The 16,793-nt window shown below is 55.3% G+C and carries 16 protein-coding genes; 13 read left to right on the top strand and 3 right to left on the bottom strand.

All coding sequences use genetic code 11. The features are described from left to right. The first annotated feature begins 141 nt into the window (after positions 1–141). The 11 genes from ndk (at position 142) to KCG39_RS11515 (ending at position 10,664) form a co-directional block, all read left to right on the top strand. Positions 142–573, top strand: coding sequence for a nucleoside-diphosphate kinase (ndk, locus tag KCG39_RS11565; protein ID WP_004114414.1), 432 nt, complete (start codon positions 142–144; stop codon positions 571–573). A 409-nt stretch (positions 574–982) separates the two neighbouring features. Beyond that, complete coding sequence (gene rlmN, locus KCG39_RS11560; RefSeq protein WP_004123586.1) at positions 983–2,149, top strand: dual-specificity RNA methyltransferase RlmN; 1,167 nt, start codon at positions 983–985, stop codon at positions 2,147–2,149. A gap of 277 nt (positions 2,150–2,426) precedes the next feature. Continuing rightward, positions 2,427–3,392 carry a cytoskeleton protein RodZ gene (gene rodZ, locus KCG39_RS11555; protein ID WP_211811603.1) on the top strand — a complete coding sequence of 322 codons (966 nt, stop codon included), beginning with the start codon at positions 2,427–2,429 and terminating at the stop codon, positions 3,390–3,392. A gap of 26 nt (positions 3,393–3,418) precedes the next feature. Continuing rightward, positions 3,419–4,540, top strand: coding sequence for a flavodoxin-dependent (E)-4-hydroxy-3-methylbut-2-enyl-diphosphate synthase (gene ispG / locus KCG39_RS11550; protein ID WP_004123581.1), 1,122 nt, complete (start codon positions 3,419–3,421; stop codon positions 4,538–4,540). A 91-nt stretch (positions 4,541–4,631) separates the two neighbouring features. Continuing rightward, the gene (hisS, locus tag KCG39_RS11545) at positions 4,632–5,906 is read left to right on the top strand and encodes a histidine--tRNA ligase (RefSeq protein ID WP_004123579.1); all 1,275 of its coding nucleotides are present in this window, start codon (positions 4,632–4,634) and stop codon (positions 5,904–5,906) included. A 34-nt stretch (positions 5,907–5,940) separates the two neighbouring features. After that, positions 5,941–6,561, top strand: a complete 621-nt coding sequence (locus KCG39_RS11540; protein ID WP_004123578.1) for a YfgM family protein — start codon at positions 5,941–5,943, stop codon at positions 6,559–6,561. A 10-nt stretch (positions 6,562–6,571) separates the two neighbouring features. Beyond that, on the top strand, positions 6,572–7,750 hold the full coding sequence (bamB, locus tag KCG39_RS11535; protein ID WP_004104478.1) for an outer membrane protein assembly factor BamB: 1,179 nt from the start codon (positions 6,572–6,574) through the stop codon (positions 7,748–7,750). 114 nt (positions 7,751–7,864) lie between these two features. Then, the gene (gene der / locus KCG39_RS11530) at positions 7,865–9,343 is read left to right on the top strand and encodes a ribosome biogenesis GTPase Der (RefSeq protein WP_004123577.1); all 1,479 of its coding nucleotides are present in this window, start codon (positions 7,865–7,867) and stop codon (positions 9,341–9,343) included. A 158-nt stretch (positions 9,344–9,501) separates the two neighbouring features. Further along, entirely contained in the window at positions 9,502–9,879 is a 378-nt protein-coding gene (locus KCG39_RS11525; protein WP_142468030.1) for a TonB family protein, read from the top strand. 58 nt (positions 9,880–9,937) lie between these two features. After that, a complete protein-coding gene (locus KCG39_RS11520) occupies positions 9,938–10,330 on the top strand; it encodes a cell envelope integrity TolA C-terminal domain-containing protein (RefSeq protein WP_049112963.1) in 393 nt (130 codons plus the stop codon). Positions 10,331–10,448: 118 nt separating this feature from the next. Then, entirely contained in the window at positions 10,449–10,664 is a 216-nt protein-coding gene (locus KCG39_RS11515) for a zinc ribbon domain-containing protein (protein WP_004123550.1), read from the top strand. Here KCG39_RS11515 and KCG39_RS11510 read toward each other — a convergent pair. From KCG39_RS11510 to xseA, 3 genes are all read right to left on the bottom strand, one after another. After that, positions 10,661–11,005 carry a protealysin inhibitor emfourin gene (locus tag KCG39_RS11510; protein WP_082236876.1) on the bottom strand — a complete coding sequence of 115 codons (345 nt, stop codon included), beginning with the start codon at positions 11,003–11,005 and terminating at the stop codon, positions 10,661–10,663. The two genes, KCG39_RS11515 and KCG39_RS11510, sit on opposite strands and share 4 nt — an antisense overlap. After that, positions 11,002–12,030, bottom strand: a complete 1,029-nt coding sequence (locus KCG39_RS11505) for a M4 family metallopeptidase (protein WP_004123543.1) — start codon at positions 12,028–12,030, stop codon at positions 11,002–11,004. Before KCG39_RS11505 ends, KCG39_RS11510 begins: the two co-directional genes overlap by 4 nt. An 81-nt stretch (positions 12,031–12,111) precedes the next feature. Continuing rightward, positions 12,112–13,485 (bottom strand): exodeoxyribonuclease VII large subunit, encoded by a 1,374-nt coding sequence (gene xseA, locus KCG39_RS11500; RefSeq protein WP_004123541.1) that lies wholly within the window; start codon positions 13,483–13,485, stop codon positions 12,112–12,114. A 158-nt stretch (positions 13,486–13,643) separates the two neighbouring features. Between xseA and guaB the strand changes: the two genes are divergently transcribed. Continuing rightward, a complete protein-coding gene (gene guaB / locus KCG39_RS11495) occupies positions 13,644–15,110 on the top strand; it encodes an IMP dehydrogenase (protein WP_004123540.1) in 1,467 nt (488 codons plus the stop codon). 68 nt (positions 15,111–15,178) lie between these two features. Continuing rightward, positions 15,179–16,756: a glutamine-hydrolyzing GMP synthase gene (guaA, locus tag KCG39_RS11490; protein WP_004123537.1), complete on the top strand. Its 1,578-nt coding sequence runs from the start codon at positions 15,179–15,181 to the stop codon at positions 16,754–16,756. Positions 16,757–16,793 lie beyond the last annotated feature (37 nt).

The following is a 16,793-nucleotide window of genomic DNA, read 5'->3' as shown; positions in this document are numbered from 1 at the left end:
CGGATTTGTTGTTTAAGGTCGCTTTTTTTTAAAAAAATGTTACCTAAACACATAGGCAACCGCCTTAGATGATGATTATAATTCGCGCCGTATTTATCGGTCTCATCTGCGAAACAGAACAACATATATAAAGAGGTTATCATGGCTATTGAACGTACTTTTTCCATCATCAAACCAAACGCGGTGGCAAAAAACGTTATTGGCGGCATCTTTTCTCGCTTTGAAGCTGCAGGGTTCAAAATTGTTGGCACCAAAATGCTGCACCTGACCGTTGAGCAGGCTCGCGGCTTCTATGCTGAGCACGAAGGTCGCCCGTTCTTTGACGGTCTGGTTGAATTTATGACTTCCGGTCCGATCGTGGTTTCCGTGCTGGAAGGCGAAAATGCGGTCCAGCGTCACCGCGATCTGCTGGGCGCAACCAACCCGGCAAACGCGCTGGCGGGTACCCTGCGCGCAGACTACGCTGACAGCTTCACCGAGAACGGCACCCACGGTTCCGATTCTGTTGAATCCGCCGCGCGCGAAATCGCGTTTTTCTTTGCTGAAGGCGAGGTTTGCCCGCGCACCCGCTAATCTCCCGCGTCTTTCACGCCACCGCTTTGTTGGCTTCACTCGCGCACCCCGGTCACATAGTTATCTATGCTCCCGGGGATTTGCGAACTCGCCGCCTCGCCGTGACGTAAAATACTGTGGAGATACCCATCCTCGTCGTCTTTTCGACTATCGCGGTGTTGGCTGCGCGCGTTCAGCCCGGTCGCTTATCTATGCTGCCGGGGCTTCACTTGCTTGCCGCCTTGCGACAAACGAAAATCCTTAGAGGATTGGCAGTTACAGATTTTTTCATCATTGCAGCGTGCAAACGTGGTATTGATGGGCCAGAATTTGTAGAATACAGCGCCCCGGATGAGCAGTCGCTCCCGGGGCGTTTCTTTTTTCAACCCTCCAGGGGCCATAACGTGTAATAACGAGGCCGGAATCAATTATGTCTGAACAAATAGTCACGCCTGATAGCGCCGCTCTGACGGTGCCGAACAAAGATGCCAAAATCAACCTGCTGGATTTGAACCGTCAGCAGCTGCGCGAGTTTTTCAAAAACATGGGCGAAAAGCCTTTCCGCGCCGATCAGGTGATGAAATGGATGTATCACTACTGCTGCGACAACTTTGATGAGATGACCGACATCAACAAGGTTCTGCGCGGCAAATTAAAGGAAGTCGCGGAGATCCGCGCGCCGGAAGTCGTGGAAGAGCAGCGCTCGAGCGACGGCACCATCAAGTGGGCCATTGCCGTTGGCGATCAGCGCGTCGAAACCGTGTATATTCCGGAAGACGATCGCGCCACCCTGTGCGTTTCATCCCAGGTGGGCTGCGCGCTGGAGTGTAAATTCTGTTCTACGGCCCAGCAGGGTTTTAACCGCAATCTGCGGGTTTCGGAAATTATCGGCCAGGTCTGGCGCGCGGCGAAAATCGTCGGCGCGGTGAAGACCACCGGCGTACGTCCAATTACCAACGTGGTGATGATGGGGATGGGCGAGCCGCTGCTGAACCTGACTAATGTGGTTCCGGCCATGGAAATCATGCTTGACGATTTCGGCTTTGGTCTTTCTAAGCGTCGCGTCACGCTCTCCACCTCCGGCGTGGTGCCGGCGCTTGATAAGCTTGGCGATATGATTGACGTCGCGCTGGCCATCTCTCTGCACGCGCCGAACGATACCATTCGCGACGAAATCGTGCCGATCAACAAGAAATACAACATCGAGACCTTCCTGAACTCGGTGCGCGGCTATATTTCGAAGTCCAACGCCAACCAGGGCCGCGTCACTATCGAATACGTCATGCTGGATCACGTCAACGACGGCACCGAGCATGCGCACGAGCTGGCCGCGCTGCTGAAAGATACGCCGTGCAAGATCAACCTGATCCCATGGAACCCCTTCCCTGGCGCGCCATATGGCCGTAGCTCCAACAGCCGTATCGACCGTTTCTCCAAAGTGTTAATGGAGTATGGTTTCACCACGATCGTGCGTAAAACCCGCGGCGACGATATCGACGCCGCCTGCGGTCAGCTGGCCGGCGACGTTATCGACCGTACCAAGCGTACGCTGCGTAAACGTATGCAGGGCGAAGCGATCGACGTGAAGGCGGTCTGATAATAAATGATGCAGCGCGCAGCCTATGCGGTGCGTTGCATATTTATGTGGAATCGTCGGGCGAAATACGCTGTTGTGGTTAATAATTACGGTGCGTTTTTGTCGACTTTGAGGCAGTATGTAGCGGTACAACAACCGCTTAGCATTCAATTTTGATAAGTCTCTGTGATACCAGGTCATACGGACTTATACTGTTTGTCTGACGTTGAGCAGATGTCTCGCGGCGCGGGGTAACCGGCGCTGAATTTTAAATTTCACGTACCAGTAGTTGTAGCGAATGAATACTGAAGCCACTCAAGACCATCAAGAAGCAAACACCACGGGCGCGCGTCTGCGTAATGCCCGCGAACAACTCGGGCTCAGCCAGCAGGCGGTGGCTGAACGCTTATGCCTGAAGGTTTCCACGGTTCGTGATATTGAAGACGATAAGGCACCCGCCGATCTTGCTTCAACCTTCCTGCGCGGCTATATCCGCTCTTATGCCCGCCTTGTGCACATTCCGGAAGAAGAGCTGCTGCCGATGATGGCCAAGCAGGCTCCGATTCGGGCGGCGAAAGTTGCCCCCATGCAGACCTTCTCGCTGGGTAAACGTCGCAAAAAGCGCGATGGCTGGCTGATGAGTTTTACCTGGCTGGTGCTGTTCGTGGTGATCGGCCTCAGCGGCGCCTGGTGGTGGCAGGACCACAAAGCACAGCAGGACGAGATCTCCACGATGGCCGATCAATCCTCCGCTGAGCTGAATTCTGGCGATAGCAACAGCCAAAGCATCCCGCTGGATAATCAATCGGCGAATTCCGCACCGGATACCGCTGCCAATAGCGCGCCTGTCGAGACTTCTCCGGCGCCGACTACGGCACCGGCCCCGACTCCGGCTCCGGTCGAGAATAACGCCGTGGTTGCGCCTTCGCAGGCAAACGTTGATACGGCGGCAACTTCGCCGTTACCGACCGATCAGGCAAACGTGACCGCTGCGGCGGCCTCCGCGCAGGATCTGGTGCTGAACTTCACCGCCGACTGCTGGCTGGAAGTGAGTGATGCGACCGGTAAAAAGCTGTTCAGCGGTTTGCATCGTAAAGGCGGCAACCTCAACCTGAGCGGCCAGGCACCTTATAAACTGAAAATCGGCGCCCCGGCAGCGGTACAGATCCAGTATTTGGGTAAACCTGTCGATTTAAGTCGTTTTATCAGAACTAACCAGGTTGCACGTCTGACCCTTAATGCCGAACAATCACCGGCGCAGTAACAGACGGGTAACGCGGGAGATTTTTCATGCATAACCAGGCTCCGATTCAACGTAGAAAATCAAAACGAATTTACGTTGGGAATGTGCCGATTGGCGATGGCGCCCCCATCGCCGTACAGTCGATGACAAACACGCGCACCACCGATGTGGCGGCGACGGTAAATCAAATTAAAGCCCTTGAGCGCGTTGGCGCGGATATCGTTCGCGTTTCGGTGCCGACGATGGATGCGGCGGAAGCGTTCAAACTTATCAAACAGCAGGTTAACGTCCCGCTGGTTGCCGATATTCACTTCGATTACCGCATTGCGCTGAAGGTAGCGGAATACGGCGTTGATTGCCTGCGTATTAACCCTGGCAACATCGGCAACGAAGAGCGTATCCGCATGGTGGTGGACTGCGCTCGCGATAAAAACATTCCTATTCGTATCGGGGTAAACGCAGGTTCTCTGGAAAAAGATCTCCAGGAGAAATACGGCGAACCGACCCCGCAGGCGCTACTGGAATCGGCAATGCGCCATGTCGATCATCTCGATCGTCTCAACTTCGATCAGTTTAAAGTCAGCGTAAAAGCCTCCGATGTGTTCCTCGCGGTTGAATCCTACCGCCTGTTGGCGAAACAGATCGATCAGCCTTTGCACCTCGGGATCACCGAAGCGGGCGGTGCGCGCAGCGGCGCGGTGAAGTCCGCGATCGGACTCGGCTTGCTGCTATCTGAAGGGATCGGCGATACGCTGCGCGTCTCTCTGGCGGCGGATCCGGTTGAAGAGATCAAAGTGGGTTTCGATATTCTCAAGTCGCTACGTATTCGCTCTCGCGGGATCAACTTTATTGCCTGCCCGACCTGTTCACGTCAGGAGTTTGACGTTATCGGTACTGTTAACGCGCTGGAGCAGCGCCTGGAAGATATTATTACGCCGATGGATGTTTCGATCATTGGTTGCGTGGTAAACGGTCCCGGCGAGGCGCTGGTTTCCACCCTCGGCGTAACCGGCGGCAACAAGAAAAGCGGCCTGTACGAAGACGGCGTACGTAAAGACAGGCTGGATAACGACGATATGATCGATCAGCTGGAAGCGCGTATTCGCGCTAAAGCATCGATGCTGGATGAGGCGCGTCGCATCGATATTCAGCAGGTTGAAGCGAAATAACGTGTTGGGAAGCGATACGCTTCCCGTGTATGATTGAACCTGCGGGCGCGAGGCGCCGGGGTTCATTTTTGTATATATAAAGAGAATAAACGTGGCAAAGAACATTCAAGCCATCCGTGGCATGAACGATTATCTGCCGGGCGAAACCGCTCTCTGGCAGCGCATTGAAGGCTCACTGAAGCAGGTGCTTGGTAGCTACGGTTACAGCGAAATCCGTTTGCCGATTGTAGAGCAGACCCCGTTATTCAAACGCGCTATCGGCGAAGTGACCGACGTGGTTGAAAAAGAGATGTACACCTTTGAGGACCGTAACGGCGATAGCCTGACTCTGCGTCCGGAAGGTACCGCTGGTTGCGTACGCGCCGGCATCGAACATGGTCTCCTGTACAATCAAGAACAGCGCCTGTGGTATATCGGACCGATGTTCCGCCACGAACGTCCGCAAAAAGGGCGTTATCGCCAGTTCCACCAGATTGGCGCCGAAGCGTTCGGTCTGCAGGGGCCGGATATTGATGCAGAGCTGATTATGCTGACCGCCCGCTGGTGGCGCGAGCTGGGCATCTCCAGCCACGTTGCTCTGGAGCTGAACTCTATCGGTTCGCTGGAGGCTCGTGCCAACTATCGCGACGCGCTGGTGGCCTATCTTGAGCAGTTTAAAGATAAGCTGGACGAAGACTGCAAACGCCGCATGTACACCAACCCGCTGCGCGTGCTGGATTCTAAAAACCCGGACGTCCAGGCGCTGCTGAACGACGCCCCGACGCTGGGCGACTATCTTGATGAAGAGTCCAAAACGCATTTTGCCGGGCTGTGCGCGCTGCTGGATGATGCGGGTATTCGCTATACCGTGAATCAGCGTCTGGTGCGCGGTCTCGACTACTACAACCGCACCGTGTTTGAGTGGGTCACCACCAGCCTCGGTTCCCAGGGCACCGTCTGCGCCGGCGGCCGTTACGATGGTCTGGTTGAGCAGCTTGGCGGTCGCGCTACCCCTGGCGTCGGCTTTGCGATGGGGCTGGAACGTCTTGTTTTACTGGTTCAGGCAGTGAATCCGGAATTTAAAGCCGATCCTGTTGTCGATATATACCTGGTAGCCTCCGGAACTGACACCCAGTCCGCAGCAATGCGTCTGGCTGAACAGGTACGCGATGCGTTACCCGGCGTTAAGCTGATGACCAACCACGGCGGCGGCAACTTTAAGAAGCAGTTTGCGCGCGCTGATAAATGGGGCGCTCGCGTTGCGCTGGTGCTGGGCGAGTCAGAAATCGCCGACGGAAACGTGGTAGTGAAAGATTTACGCTCAGGTGAGCAAACTACCGTAACGCAGGATAGCGTTGCCGCGCATTTGCGCACACTTCTGGGTTAATCTCCCGGGAATCATTAGTCAGGAGAAGGACTGCGTGGAACTTTACAATAACGAAAACGATCAGGTCGATGCGTTAAAGCGTTTCTTTGCTGAAAATGGCAAGGCGCTGGCCGTCGGGGTGATTTTGGGCGTTGGCGCGCTGGTTGGCTGGCGCTACTGGACCTCCCATCAACTGGACACCGCCAGGGGCTCGTCTCTGGCTTATGAAAATGCGATTTCCGCGCTCAAATCGGATAAACCAGAAGCGCTGAACGCTGCGCAGAAATTTGCCGCCGATAGCAAAAACACCTATGGTGCGTTTGCGTCTCTTGAGCTGGCGCAGCAGTTTGTCGATAAAAACGACCTGCAGAACGCTGAAAAGCAGCTTCAGCAGGGGTTGGCAGCCGCTTCTGATGATAACCTGAAATCGGTTATCAATATGCGTCTTGCTCGCGTACAGCTGCAGCTTAAGCAGCCTGATGCCGCGCTGAAAACCCTGGATGCCGTGAAAGGCGAAGGCTGGACCGCGATTGTCGCCGACCTGCGCGGCGAGATCCTGCTGAGCAAAGGCGATAAGCAAGGGGCGAAAGCGGCATGGGAAGCGGGCGCGAAAAGCGATGCTTCACCGGCGCTCAGCGAAATGATGCGTATGAAAATAAATAATTTGTCCATCTGAGAGGGACTCGATGCAATTGCGTAAATTACTTTTGCCAGGGCTGCTTTCCGTTACCTTATTGAGCGGTTGTTCGCTGTTTAACAGCGAAGAAGATGTGGTGAAAATGTCGCCACTGCCGACGGTGGAAAACCAGTTTACGCCGTCCACGTCCTGGAGCACCTCCGTTGGCGGCGGTATTGGCGAATTCTACTCTAACCTGCACCCGGCTTTTGCTGATGGCGTTGTATATGCCGCCGATCGTAAAGGCACCGTTAAAGCCCTGAATTCAGGCGACGGCAAAGAGGTGTGGTCGGTTAACCTGGCCGAGAAAGACGGCTGGTTCTCCCGCGCGCCTGCGCTGCTCTCCGGCGGCGTGACCGTCTCCGGCGGCCATGTTTATATCGGTAGCGAAAAAGCGAAAGTTTACGCGCTGAACACCAGCGACGGTACCGTCGCATGGGAAGCGAGCGTGGCGGGTGAAGCGATTTCCCGTCCGGTAGTCAGCGACGGTATGGTGCTTATTCATACTACTAACGGTCAGCTGCAGGCGCTGAACGAAGCTGACGGCGCGGTGAAATGGACCGTTAACCTGGATATGCCAGCGCTCTCTCTGCGCGGCGAATCCGCACCGGCTACCGCGTACGGCGCAGCGATTGTGGGCGGCGATAACGGTCGCGTCAGCGCGGTGCTGATGCAGCAGGGCCAGATGATTTGGCAGCAGCGTATCTCTACCGCCACCGGCCCGACTGAAATCGACCGTCTTAACGACGTCGATACGACGCCGGTTATCGTGAACGGTGTGATTTATGCGCTGGCCTACAACGGTAACCTGACGGCGCTGGATCTGCGCAGCGGCCAGATTATGTGGAAACGCGAGCTGGGTTCAGTGAACGATTTCATCGTCGACGGCAACCGTATTTACCTGGTTGATCAAAACGACCGTCTGCTGGCGCTCACCACCGACGGCGGCGTGACGCTGTGGACGCAAAGCGATCTGCTGCACCGCCTGTTGACGGCGCCTGTGCTGTATAATGGCAACCTGGTTGTTGGCGATAGCGAAGGCTATATGCACTGGGTCAACCCGGAAGATGGTCACTTTGTGGCTCAGCAGAAGGTAGACAGCTCAGGCTTCCTGACCGATCCGGTTGTTGCTGACGGCAAACTGCTGATTCAGGCGAAAGACGGGACGCTGTACGCGATTACGCGTTAACAACAGCGGTAGTCTATTTTTGAGAAACGGCCCCTGACAGACAGGGGCCGTTTTGGCTTTTTTAAAAACGCCATGAAAATGGCGTTGTATCGATTTTAGTATGAGGCATTTAACATGATACCTGTGGTCGCGCTTGTCGGGCGCCCTAACGTTGGAAAATCCACGCTTTTTAACCGCTTAACGCGCACTCGCGATGCGTTGGTCGCGGATTTCCCGGGGCTGACTCGTGACCGTAAGTACGGTCGTGCTGAAGTGGAAGGCCGCGAATTTATCTGTATCGATACCGGCGGGATTGACGGTACCGAAGATGGCGTAGAAACGCGGATGGCGGAACAGTCGCTGCTGGCAATCGAAGAAGCGGACGTGGTGCTGTTTATGGTCGACGCGCGTGCGGGCCTGATGCCGGCGGATTCGGCAATTGCTAAACATCTGCGCTCTCGTGAAAAGCCGACCTTCCTGGTGGCAAACAAAACTGATGGCATCGATGCCGATCAGGCGATTGCCGATTTTTGGTCGCTGGGGTTAGGCGAGATTTACCCGATCGCCGCTTCGCACGGCCGCGGCGTCACCAGCCTGCTTGAGCACGTGCTGTTACCGTGGGTTGACGAGGTGAACCCGCCGGAAGAAGTGGACGAGGACGCGGCATACTGGGCGCAGTTTGAAGCGGAGCAGAACGGCGAAGCAGTTGAAGAGCCGGAAGATGATTTTAACCCGCAGGATCTGCCGATTAAGCTGGCGATTGTGGGCCGCCCAAACGTGGGTAAGTCAACGCTCACCAACCGTATTCTGGGCGAAGATCGTGTGGTGGTTTACGATATGCCGGGAACCACTCGCGACAGCATCTACATCCCGATGCAGCGCGATGAGCGTGAATACGTCCTTATCGATACCGCAGGCGTGCGCAAGCGCGGCAAAATCACTGACGTCGTCGAAAAATTCTCGGTGATCAAAACGCTGCAGGCGATTGAAGATGCCAACGTGGTGCTATTGGTCATTGATGCGCGCGAAGGGATTTCCGATCAGGACCTCTCCCTGCTGGGCTTTATCCTCAACAGCGGCCGCTCGCTGGTGATTGTCGTCAATAAATGGGACGGCCTGAGCCAGGAAGTTAAAGAGCAGGTGAAAGAGACCCTCGACTTCCGTCTGGGCTTTATTGACTTTGCCCGCGTGCACTTTATCTCCGCGCTGCACGGCAGCGGCGTAGGCAACCTGTTTGAATCCGTGCGCGAAGCGTACGACAGCGCCACCCGTCGTGTGGGCACCGCTATGCTGACCCGCATTATGACTATGGCTGCCGAAGACCATCAGCCGCCGCTGGTGCGCGGCCGTCGCGTGAAGCTGAAATATGCCCACGCCGGTGGTTATAACCCGCCGATCGTGGTTATTCACGGTAACCAGGTTAAAGACCTGCCGGATTCGTACAAACGCTATCTGATGAACTACTTCCGTAAATCGCTGGAAGTGATGGGCACGCCGATTCGTATTCAGTTCAAGGAAGGGGAAAACCCGTTTGCCAACAAACGTAATACCCTGACGCCGAACCAGATGCGTAAGCGTAAGCGCTTGATTAAGCACATCAAGAAAAGTAAATAAGCTATCCGCTAGCATCAAAAACCTAAAGCCCGCACCCGTCGGGCTTTTTTATTATCGCCATTGTACATGCGCAGAATAATAATAAACTCGCTTGAGGCCGGGTTATAAATGTGAGAAAAACCAAGGAGGATAAATATTTTTGTGACAATGAGGTCAGAATGAAAACCCTTTTAACTCTCCTGATGCTGTTTCTTATTCCTATAGCCTGTGCCGCTGAATCACAACCGATTGAACCACGCGTTAAGCCTGCTTATCCCGCGAAAGCCGAAAAAAAAGGGATACCGGGTCAGGTTAAAGCGCAATTTGACGTTGATGAGAATGGGCGGGTGACTAACGTTCAGTTATTAAACTCCGATCCTTCCGGAATGTTTGATAATGAAGTCAGGGCCGCAATGGAAAAATGGCGATACGTCAAAGGGAAGCCTTCCAGCAATAACATCATTACCATTTATTTCACGCCAGGGCCGTCTTACGTAGAGGTGCCAGCGCCAAACCAGCCCGGCAGTATTCAAAGCAGGGGCGTTCCTTTTCGCTAAAGTAGAACGCACGTAAATGAACGTAGGGAGAATCGTATCAAACGATGGGGGCAGGGATATGAAAAAAACAATAGTGATGGTCGGTTTGGTTATTTTAGCCAGCAGCTGTACGCCGTTTCATCCTTCTGACTGTCATAAAACATCAGCGCTTGGGAGCTGTAGCTCCGGACGCTTCAGTGATAACGATAAATATGGCAAACAGGCGCGAGCGATAAAAGAGTCTATTGATTCCCAGTTATCCAATCGCTACGGCTGGACGGGTAAAAAATGCACGATACATCTGAGTTTTAGCGATGAGGGGAAACTGAATAGCGTGACAACGAGTGAAGGTCATAAAGCCTATTGTGCCGCGCTGGTAGATGCCGCTAAACGGGCCACTTTTCCGCCGTTTACCGATAAGCAGGTCTACGATGCTTTTGCTCAGTCCCGATTCAGTATGCAGGGTGAATAAAATTAAAGGCGACGGACCGCAGGGGGCGAATAACCTACTGGAGGCTAATGACTGGCAGCAGCCACAGATTGTGCAACCGTGATAAAATAAAGCGATATACCCGTCGTCAGGAGTCACCATGGAATTTGATTGCCCCGTATGCCATGCGCAGCTTGCTGTGCAGGGCAATAGCGCCCATTGCGAGCATTGTGCGAAAGATTATGTTGTTGAAGCCCGCTGCCCGGATTGCCACAAGCCGCTAGAAGTTTTAAAAGCCTGCGGCGCGGTGGATTATTTCTGCCAGCACGGTCACGGGCTGATTTCAAAAAAACGCGTCGAGTTTGTGCCGATTTAATCTTTATCGCTGACGCAGCCTTCACCGTCGCGCCAGAGCTCAATCAGTGAATTTGGCGCACGCTCCTCGGGAATGAGGATAATCAGGCTGTGATAATGCTGTTCGCTAATTATCTGAATGCGGAAGAAACGCTGGTCGCCGCTCCCCGGCGAGTCTGGCTGACCTGGCGGCTTGCCCAGCGGTAGCGACTGTTGGAGAATTGTCGCGATCCGCTGCCTTTGTTGCTCGTTAAGCCGGGCAACGACAATCTTACGCATCCCGCTGAGCGCCGGGATCCAGGCGACACCGCCCTCGCGCGCCAGCTCAATGACCGCGTCATCGCTGAGATCGGGGAGATTCATAGCGCGACTCCGACCCGCTCCCAGGCCTGAGTAATCGCATCAGCGGCCTCTTTGCCAGAGCGTTTCTCGCCATGGTGAATCGTCAGTCTGGCAAAGGCCGAGAAGTCGGCGTCTTTTGCCAGAGATTGATCGCACACCGCGTCGTACCAGGCATATCCCGCTTTTTCCCATGCAAAACCACCGATTGCGCTGGCGGCGAGATAAAAGGCGTGATTAGGAATACCGGAGTTAATATGAACGCCGCCGTTATCCTGCTGGGTATGAACAAAGTCTTTCATATGCGCGGGTTGCGGGTCTTTGCCAAGGATAGGGTCATCATAAGCGGTGCCAGGCTGCGACATAGAGCGCAGACCTTTACCGTGGATGCCTTTCGCGAGTAGCCCCTCGCCAATGATCCAGTCCGCTTTGTCTGCCGTCTGCTGGCGCTGATACTGTTTGACCAGCGATCCAAAGACATCTGATAGTGATTCGTTGAGCGCGCCGGATTGTTCGAAATAGATGAGACCGGCTTCGCTCTCCGTCACGCCGTGGCTTAGCTCGTGCGCCACCACGTCAATAGCGATAGTAAAACGATTAAAAATCTCGCCATCCCCGTCGCCAAATACCATTTGCTGGCCGTTCCAGAACGCGTTTTGATATTCGTGACCATAGTGGACGCTGCCGGTAAGCTTCAACCCGCGGTTATCCAGCGAATCTCGCTGGTAGCTCTTCCAGAAAAAATCATGGGTGATGCCGAGATAGTCATAGGCTTCATCAACGGCTACGTCGCCGTTGGAGGGCTGTCCCTCAAAACGAACCTGGGTACCCGGCAGATCCTGGGTCTGCCCGGCATCATAAATGTCGCGCTCAAGCAGGCCCGGCGTCGTCACGTGGGCCGCGGCGGGGCGGCCCGGAACGTGCGCCATCAGGGTCTGAACATGGCTGAGGGTGTTCCGCGCGCAGCGCTGTTGCTGAAGAGAACCACGATCGACAATACGACGTAAGATGTAGGGCGGAATCACATAACGGGGATAAGCTTCTGGCATATCACGCTCCTTAGCCGGATAAAACCGTTTTAAAAGGGCATGACAGCAGTATAGTTATCCCCTGCCGAAAAGGCAGGATAATCAGGCTTTTTTGCGAGTACGGGTTTTCTTCACCGGCGTGATGTTCTTCACTTCGCTCTCTACCCAGCCGTCGTTCAGGCGGGTCGTGAGGAGGTCACCTTCGCGCACCTGCGTCGTTTGTTTCAGCACTTTGCCGTCGCTGGCGGAAGTGACGCTATAGCCGCGGGCGAGCGTCGCCAGCGGGCTGACGGCTTCCAGATGCGTGACCATATTACCGAAGCGTTCACGTTGTTCGCCAAGACGCGCGCGAATGTTTTCCGCCAGCCGGTATTCCAGCTGTTGAATACGGCTCTGGACGCGGTGAATGCGCGGCTGCGGATTTTGTTGATTCAGGCGCTGCGCGGCGCGCTGCTGGCGCTGGTCGGCGCGCTTCATCTGCGTCTCAAGAGCGAAACGCATGCGTTGGCGCAATCTTTCCAGTTCCGTTTGCTGACGGGCCAGCCGCAGCTGGGGGTGCTGCTGCTGCAGGCGGTGAAAAATCTGGGTAAAGCGGCGATGGCGGTTGGCAAGGAAGTAGTCCATCGCCATTTCAAGACGCTGCTGCCCGGACTGGAGCTGACGCAGCAGCTCTTGCTGGTTGCGGCTGACAATTTCCGCCGCAGCGGATGGCGTTGGCGCGCGCAGGTCGGCAACAAAATCGGCGATAGTGACGTCGGTCTCATGGCCTACGGCGCTGACGATGGGAATAGGGCTGGAGAAAATCGCCCGCGCCACCCGCTCGTCGTTAAAGCTCCATAGATCTTCCAGCGAACCGCCGCCGCGCCCGACAATCAGCACATCGCACTCATGGCGCGCGTTGGCCAGTTCAATGGCGCGAACGATCTGCCCCGGCGCATCTTCACCCTGTACGGCGGTCGGGTAGATAACGACCGGCAGGGAAGGATCGCGGCGCTTGAGCACGTGTAAAATATCATGCAGCGCAGCGCCGGTTTTAGAGGTGATGACGCCGACGCAGTGCGCGGGGGAGGGGAGCGTTTTTTTATGCTGCTGATCGAACAAGCCTTCCGCCGCCAGCGCTGCCTTAAGCTGTTCATATTTCTGCTGCAGCAGACCTTCGCCCGCAGGCTGCATGCTTTCCACGATGATCTGATAATCGCCGCGCGGCTCGTACAGTGTGATGTTGGCGCGGACCAGCACCTGCTGCCCGTGCTGCGGACGGAACGTCACGCGGCGGTTGCTGTTGCGGAACATCGCGCAGCGCACCTGGGCGTTATCGTCCTTTAAGGTGAAGTACCAGTGACCAGAAGATGGCTGGCTGAAGTTTGAAATCTCGCCGCTAATCCACACCTGCCCCATTTCACGTTCCAGCAGCAGCCGAACCGACTGATTGAGGCGGCTAACCGTGTAAATTGAGGGGGATTGAGATGGCAACATGTGAGCAAGATCAAATTTTAAATCAGCAGGTTATTCAGTCGATAGTAACCTGCTGGGAGGGGATCGCAAGTATTATTTGCAAAAAAGGGTAGATGCAATCGGTTACGCTCTGTATAATGCCACGGCAATATTTATCCACCCTGGTCGAGATATTGCCCATGCTACGTATCGCTAAAGAAGCCCTGACGTTTGACGACGTCCTCCTCGTTCCCGCTCACTCAACCGTTCTGCCAAATACCGCCGATCTCAGCACTCAGCTGACGAAAACCATCCGTCTGAATATTCCTATGCTTTCCGCTGCAATGGATACCGTGACTGAAGCGCGTCTGGCAATTGCCCTGGCACAGGAAGGCGGCATCGGCTTTATTCATAAAAACATGTCCATTGAACGCCAGGCTGAAGAAGTAAGGCGCGTGAAAAAGCATGAATCCGGCGTGGTGACCGACCCGCAGACCGTCCTGCCAACCACTACCCTGCGCGAAGTTAAAGTGCTGACCGAACGCAACGGTTTTGCTGGCTATCCGGTGGTCACCGAAGACAACGAGCTGGTCGGCATCATTACCGGCCGCGATGTGCGTTTCGTCACCGACCTGAACCAGCCGGTTAGCGTATATATGACGCCGAAAGAGCGTCTGGTTACCGTTCGTGAAGGTGAAAGCCGCGAAGTGGTTTTTGCCAAAATGCATGAAAAACGCGTTGAGAAAGCGCTGGTTGTGGATGACAGCTTTCATCTTCTCGGCATGATCACCGTTAAAGATTTCCAGAAAGCGGAGCGTAAACCGAACGCCTGTAAAGATGAGCAAGGTCGCCTGCGCGTTGGCGCAGCGGTTGGCGCGGGCGCGGGCAACGAAGAGCGCGTTGATGCGCTGGTTGCCGCGGGCGTAGATATTCTATTGATCGACTCTTCGCACGGCCACTCTGAAGGCGTACTGCAGCGTATCCGTGATACTCGCGCTAAATATCCTGACCTGCAAATCATCGGCGGTAACGTGGCGACCGGCGCGGGTGCTCGGGCGCTGGCGGAAGCCGGCTGCAGCGCGGTGAAAGTGGGTATCGGTCCTGGCTCCATCTGTACGACTCGTATCGTGACCGGCGTGGGTGTTCCGCAGATCACTGCCGTTTCTGACGCGGTTGAAGCGCTGGAAGGCACCGGTATCCCGGTTATTGCCGACGGCGGTATCCGATTCTCCGGCGATATCGCGAAAGCGATTGCCGCAGGCGCAGCCGCAGTCATGGTTGGCTCAATGCTGGCCGGTACCGAAGAATCCCCGGGTGAAATCGAACTCTACCAGGGCCGTTCTTACAAATCCTACCGCGGTATGGGTTCCCTGGGCGCGATGTCTAAAGGTTCCTCCGATCGCTACTTCCAGACCGATAACGCTGCCGACAAACTGGTGCCGGAAGGTATCGAAGGTCGCGTCGCCTATAAAGGCCGTCTGAAAGAGATTATTCACCAGCAGATGGGCGGCCTGCGCTCCTGTATGGGTCTGACCGGTTGTGGTACCATCGACACCCTACGGACCAAAGCGGAATTCGTGCGCATCAGCGGCGCGGGTATCCAGGAGAGCCACGTTCACGACGTGACCATCACTAAGGAATCCCCGAACTACCGCATGGGCTCCTGATTTTCATCGCCCGGCCACGCGCCGGGCGATTTATTTAACCTGTATTACTTGCCTCGGAATTATCGTCAATGACGGATAACATTCATAAACATCGTATTCTTATCCTGGACTTCGGTTCTCAGTACACCCAGCTGGTTGCGCGTCGCGTTCGTGAATTAGGTGTCTATTGCGAACTGTGGGCATGGGACGTGACTGAAGCTCAAATTCGTGAGTTTAATCCTAACGGCATTATTCTTTCCGGCGGCCCGGAAAGCACCACCGAAGATAACAGCCCGCGCGCGCCCCAGTATGTCTTCGAAGCCGGCGTGCCGGTATTCGGCGTATGCTACGGCATGCAGACCATGGCTATGCAGTTGGGCGGACACGTTGAAGCGTCTAATGAGCGTGAGTTTGGCTATGCGCAGGTTGAAGTTCAGACCGATAGCGCCCTGATCCACGGTATTGAAGATGCGCTGAGCGCGGATGGTAAGCCGATGCTGGACGTCTGGATGAGCCACGGCGACAAAGTTACCGCCATCCCGTCTGACTTCGTCACCGTCGCCAGCACCGAAACCTGCCCGTTCGCCATTATGGCTAACGAAGAGAAGCGCTTTTACGGCGTGCAGTTCCATCCGGAAGTGACCCACACCCGTCAGGGTCTGCGCATGCTTGAGCGTTTCGTACGCGATATCTGCCAGTGTGAGGCGCTGTGGACGCCGGCCAAAATTATCGACGATGCCATCGAACGCATTCGTCAGCAGGTTGGCGACGATAAAGTGATTCTCGGCCTCTCCGGCGGCGTGGATTCCTCCGTTACCGCTATGCTGCTGCACCGCGCCATCGGCAAAAACCTGACCTGCGTCTTCGTGGATAACGGTCTGCTACGTCTGAATGAAGCCCAGCAGGTTATGGACATGTTTGGCGACCGTTTCGGCCTGAACATTGTTCACGTTGAAGGCGAGGCGCGTTTCCTGACCGCGTTGGCGGGGGAAAACGATCCGGAAGCGAAGCGTAAAATCATCGGCCGTGTATTCGTTGAGGTTTTCGACGAAGAAGCGCTGAAGCTGGAAGATGTGAAATGGCTGGCGCAGGGGACTATCTACCCTGACGTGATCGAGTCTGCGGCTTCCGCAACCGGCAAAGCGCACGTTATCAAATCTCACCACAACGTGGGTGGTCTGCCGAAAGAGATGAAGATGGGCCTCGTTGAGCCCCTGCGCGAGCTGTTCAAAGATGAAGTGCGTAAGATTGGCCTCGAGCTGGGTCTGCCGTACGACATGCTGTATCGCCACCCGTTCCCGGGACCGGGCCTCGGCGTGCGCGTGCTGGGCGAAGTGAAGAAAGAGTACTGCGACCTGCTGCGTCGCGCTGATGCCATTTTCATCGAAGAGCTGCACAAAGCCGATCTGTACAACAAAGTGAGCCAGGCATTCACCGTATTCCTGCCAGTTCGCTCCGTTGGCGTCATGGGCGATGGCCGTAAGTACGACTGGGTGGTTTCCCTGCGTGCTGTCGAAACCATCGACTTTATGACCGCGCACTGGGCGCATCTGCCGTACGATTTCCTCGGCCGCGTGTCCAACCGCATCATCAATGAAGTCAACGGTATTTCCCGCGTGGTGTATGACATCAGCGGTAAGCCGCCGGCGACCATTGAGTGGGAATGATTTCACGTCTGGCAACAGCCTGCACGTAAAAGCAGTA

The organism is Klebsiella pasteurii (assembly GCF_018139045.1).
GTDB lineage: Bacteria > Pseudomonadota > Gammaproteobacteria > Enterobacterales > Enterobacteriaceae > Klebsiella > Klebsiella grimontii.
Note: the sequence above shows the minus strand (reverse complement) of the source record. Positions and strands in the feature narration are given on the sequence as shown.

Coding starts and splice junctions, on each gene's coding strand:
- KCG39_RS11505 (WP_004123543.1), bottom strand. CDS start 12,030: ATGCCAGAAGCTTATCCCCGTTATGTGATTCCGCCCTACATCTTACGT.
- KCG39_RS11525 (WP_142468030.1), top strand. CDS start 9,502: ATGAAAACCCTTTTAACTCTCCTGATGCTGTTTCTTATTCCTATAGCC.
- guaB (WP_004123540.1), top strand. CDS start 13,644: ATGCTACGTATCGCTAAAGAAGCCCTGACGTTTGACGACGTCCTCCTC.
- bamB (WP_004104478.1), top strand. CDS start 6,572: ATGCAATTGCGTAAATTACTTTTGCCAGGGCTGCTTTCCGTTACCTTA.
- KCG39_RS11510 (WP_082236876.1), bottom strand. CDS start 11,005: ATGAATCTCCCCGATCTCAGCGATGACGCGGTCATTGAGCTGGCGCGC.
- guaA (WP_004123537.1), top strand. CDS start 15,179: ATGACGGATAACATTCATAAACATCGTATTCTTATCCTGGACTTCGGT.
- KCG39_RS11515 (WP_004123550.1), top strand. CDS start 10,449: ATGGAATTTGATTGCCCCGTATGCCATGCGCAGCTTGCTGTGCAGGGC.
- rlmN (WP_004123586.1), top strand. CDS start 983: ATGTCTGAACAAATAGTCACGCCTGATAGCGCCGCTCTGACGGTGCCG.
- xseA (WP_004123541.1), bottom strand. CDS start 13,485: ATGTTGCCATCTCAATCCCCCTCAATTTACACGGTTAGCCGCCTCAAT.
- KCG39_RS11520 (WP_049112963.1), top strand. CDS start 9,938: ATGAAAAAAACAATAGTGATGGTCGGTTTGGTTATTTTAGCCAGCAGC.
- ndk (WP_004114414.1), top strand. CDS start 142: ATGGCTATTGAACGTACTTTTTCCATCATCAAACCAAACGCGGTGGCA.
- der (WP_004123577.1), top strand. CDS start 7,865: ATGATACCTGTGGTCGCGCTTGTCGGGCGCCCTAACGTTGGAAAATCC.
- ispG (WP_004123581.1), top strand. CDS start 3,419: ATGCATAACCAGGCTCCGATTCAACGTAGAAAATCAAAACGAATTTAC.
- rodZ (WP_211811603.1), top strand. CDS start 2,427: ATGAATACTGAAGCCACTCAAGACCATCAAGAAGCAAACACCACGGGC.